The sequence below is a fragment of the Pontibacterium sp. genome (assembly GCF_041587635.1).
In the GTDB taxonomy this organism is placed as follows: Bacteria; Pseudomonadota; Gammaproteobacteria; order Pseudomonadales; family Balneatricaceae; genus Pontibacterium.
The window spans coordinates 1-3,382 of record NZ_JBFGYC010000447.1; the positions used below are offsets into that span (position 1 = coordinate 1).

Annotated in this window: 4 protein-coding genes; 3 read left to right on the forward strand and 1 reads right to left on the reverse strand. The window is 49.0% G+C overall.

Annotation, left to right across the window (positions count from 1 at the left end; genetic code table 11):
• On the forward strand, positions 1-703 hold a 703-nt coding region (locus tag ABYW01_RS17210), incomplete at its 5' end, for an isocitrate/isopropylmalate family dehydrogenase (protein ID WP_372835100.1).
• 203 nt (positions 704-906) lie between these two features.
• Here the strand turns inward: ABYW01_RS17210 and cspD are convergent.
• Entirely contained in the window at positions 907-1,116 is a 210-nt protein-coding gene (cspD, locus tag ABYW01_RS17215) for a cold shock domain-containing protein CspD (RefSeq protein ID WP_372835103.1), read from the reverse strand.
• Positions 1,117-1,359: 243 nt separating this feature from the next.
• Between cspD and clpS the strand changes: the two genes are divergently transcribed.
• Positions 1,360-1,722: an ATP-dependent Clp protease adapter ClpS gene (clpS, locus tag ABYW01_RS17220; RefSeq protein WP_372835106.1), complete on the forward strand. Its 363-nt coding sequence runs from the start codon at positions 1,360-1,362 to the stop codon at positions 1,720-1,722.
• Between the two features lie 9 nt (positions 1,723-1,731).
• On the forward strand, positions 1,732-3,382 hold a 1,651-nt coding region (locus ABYW01_RS17225; protein WP_372835109.1), incomplete at its 3' end, for an AAA family ATPase.

A 3,382-nucleotide genomic window follows, 5' to 3' on the forward strand; every position in this document is an offset into this window, starting at 1 on the left:
GGGTGTCACCAAGATACGCTTTGATCAGATGTGTGGCATCGGTGTGAAGCCTGTATCGGAGCAGGGTACTAAACGTTTGGTGCGGCAGGCACTGCAGTACTGTGTCGATAATGATCGGGAATCTCTGACGTTGGTACACAAAGGCAATATCATGAAATTTACTGAGGGTGCCTTCAAGGAGTGGGGGTATGAGTTGGCGCGAGATGAATTTGGTGCTCAGCTACTGGGTTCAGGTCCGTGGATGTCGTTTAAAAATCCGAATACGGGTCGTGACATTGTTGTGAAAGATGTTATTGCCGATGCGATGTTGCAGCAGATCTTGCTGCGACCAGAAGAATACGATGTTGTCGCGACGCTTAATTTGAATGGTGATTATCTTTCAGATGCGTTGGCTGCCGAGGTGGGTGGCATCGGTATCGCGCCCGGCGCTAATTTGTCTGATGATGTGGCCATTTTTGAGGCAACGCATGGCACCGCGCCTAAGTATGCCGGGCAGGATAAGGTGAATCCGGGGTCGGTGATCTTATCGGCAGAGATGATGTTGCGGCATCTGGGCTGGCTTGAGGCTGCGGATTTGATCATCAAGGGTATGGACGGCGCGATTGCGGCGAAAACCGTGACCTATGATTTTGAGCGCTTAATGGATGATGCTACGTTGCTTTCAAGTTCAGAATTTGGCGATGCGATTATCGCTAAAATGTGATGTATGTCGCCCTGAGCAGATTGCTTGCTTCAGAAACTAAAAAACCAGCCGTCTGGCTGGTTTTTCTGCTTCGATCTATTATTGCTTGAATCTAAGTTGGCTATGAATCTAATCTAAACTTTGATGAATCTGCCCCGATTACACTCCACCCATCGATGAATACAGCTTTATAATAGTTATTTGTGCAGCTAACACTTCTTGCCTTAGGTCGACATCGGTCTGATATTTACAGCGTGAAGACCTTTGGGGCCGGGGGCTGTGTCGAACTCGACTGTTTGGCCAGCCTTGAGGCTTTTATAGCCGTCACTTTGAATGGCTGAGTAGTGAGCAAAGAGATCCTCGTTATGCTCCTCGGAGAGGATAAAACCATAACCTTTGGCGTTGTTGAACCACTTTACTTTCCCTGTCTGCATGGAAAGACTCCTAATATCCTGATCCAGTGAAGATGAAGAATGCTAATGCAACCCTCAACTGCAGCCCTCGGTGCTGTTAATATATAGATTAAGAGGACCGCAAATTCCTTTACGTCTTCGCAGGGACACCAGATACTCATCACTCCTGCTGCGAACAATTATAGCATGCAGAATTCGGTCGTGTGGATAGGCGTGCAATAAATGTTCAATAGTTAATTGATTTACCCTAAAAGACAGATTTTCATGGAAACTACAAAGACACTGAAAACCATTCGTCTTGCGAATGAGCCTTCCGAAGGCGAAGACTATCCCGAACACGGGTTGGTGACAGAAGAGGCGAAGCCCGAGCTAAAGCGGCCTTCGATGTACCGTGTGGTGCTGATGAATGATGACTATACGCCGATGGACTTTGTTATCGAGGTGCTAATGGCGATCTTTAATATGAACGAAGAAAAAGCAACGCAGGTGATGTTAGCGGTGCATACACAAGGAAAAGGTGTCTGTGGCGTCTATACTCGTGATGTAGCCGAAACTAAAGCTGCGATGGTGAATCAATATGCAAGAGACAACAAACATCCCTTGCTGTGTGAAATTGAAAGTGTATAGGGGGCCGCTATGCTGAACCGAGAGCTAGAAGACACGCTCAGTGCAGCCTTTAAAGCCGCTAAAGAGAAGCGTCACGAGTTTATGACGGTAGAGCACTTGTTGCTCGCGTTACTTGATAACCATGCAGCAACGGATGTGCTGAATGCATGTGGTGCGGACCTGGATAAGCTTCGCCAGACACTGGTCGATTTTATCGACGAAACAACGCCCCTGTTACCTGACGATATTCCGAACATCGAAACGCAGCCTACGCTTGGTTTTCAGCGTGTGTTGCAGCGCGCGGTGTTCCATGTGCAGTCATCCGGCAAAAGTGAAGTTACGGGTGCCAATGTGCTGGTCGCGATCTTCAGTGAGCAGGAGAGCCAGGCGGTTTTTGTTCTGCAGCAGCAGGGCGTAGAGCGTATCGATGCGGTGAACTTCATATCGCACGGTATTTCTCGTGTATCTGACCATCAGCACGATGTCGGTGAGACACCAGTTGAGGGTGAGGCCAAGGAAGATTCTGATAAAAGTCCATTGGCGAAGTACGCGGTTAATCTCAACGTAGAAGCCTCTCAGGGGCGTATCGATCCGCTGGTGGGTCGTGACTCCGAGGTCGAGCGCGTGGTGCAGATTTTGTCACGTCGCAGAAAAAATAATCCGTTGCTGGTCGGTGAGGCGGGTGTGGGCAAGACCGCTATTGCTGAAGGCCTGGCAAAACGGATCGTAGAGCAGCAGGTACCTGAAATTATCGAAGATTCGGTGGTCTATTCACTGGATCTGGGCGCATTGTTGGCCGGTACTAAATATCGTGGTGATTTTGAGAAACGCCTGAAAGCATTGTTGAGTGAGATTCGTCGTCAGGAACATGCCATTCTGTTTATCGACGAGATTCATACCATTATTGGCGCCGGTGCTGCATCGGGTGGCTCGATGGACGCATCCAATCTCCTGAAGCCGATGCTGAGTTCCGGTGCGATCCGATGCATTGGATCGACTACGTTCCAGGAATTCCGTGGCATCTTCGAAAAAGATCGTGCGTTGGCGCGTCGATTCCAGAAAGTCGATATTCTTGAGCCAACGGTTGAGGATACTTATCAGATCTTGAAAGGGCTTAGTGGTCGTTTCGAAGAGCATCATGATATCGAATACGATGATGAAGCGTTGCGCGCAGCTTCTGAGCTGGCTGACCGATATATCAACGACAAGCACATGCCTGATAAAGCGATTGATGTCATTGATGAGGCTGGTGCGTATCAAAGACTTCTGCCGCCTGAGCTGCGTAAGAAGCAGATTACGGTAGAAGACGTTGAGGCGGTTGTGGCGAAGATTGCACGGATACCACCTAAGAGTGTATCTGCATCTGATAAAGATCTGTTATCTAAACTGGACTCCAACCTGAAAATGGTTGTGCTGGGGCAGAATGAGGCCATTGATACGCTGGCTTCAGCGATTAAGTTGTCCCGTGCAGGTCTCAAAGAGCCGAATAAGCCTGTTGGTAGTTTCCTGTTCTCAGGTCCTACAGGTGTTGGTAAGACCGAGGTCACTAACCAGCTCGCCCGTTTGATGGGTATTGAGCTGGTGCGTTTTGACATGTCTGAGTACATGGAGCGTCACACTGTATCTCGACTGATCGGTGCGCCTCCTGGGTATGTTGGCTATGATCAGGGCGGTTTGCTGA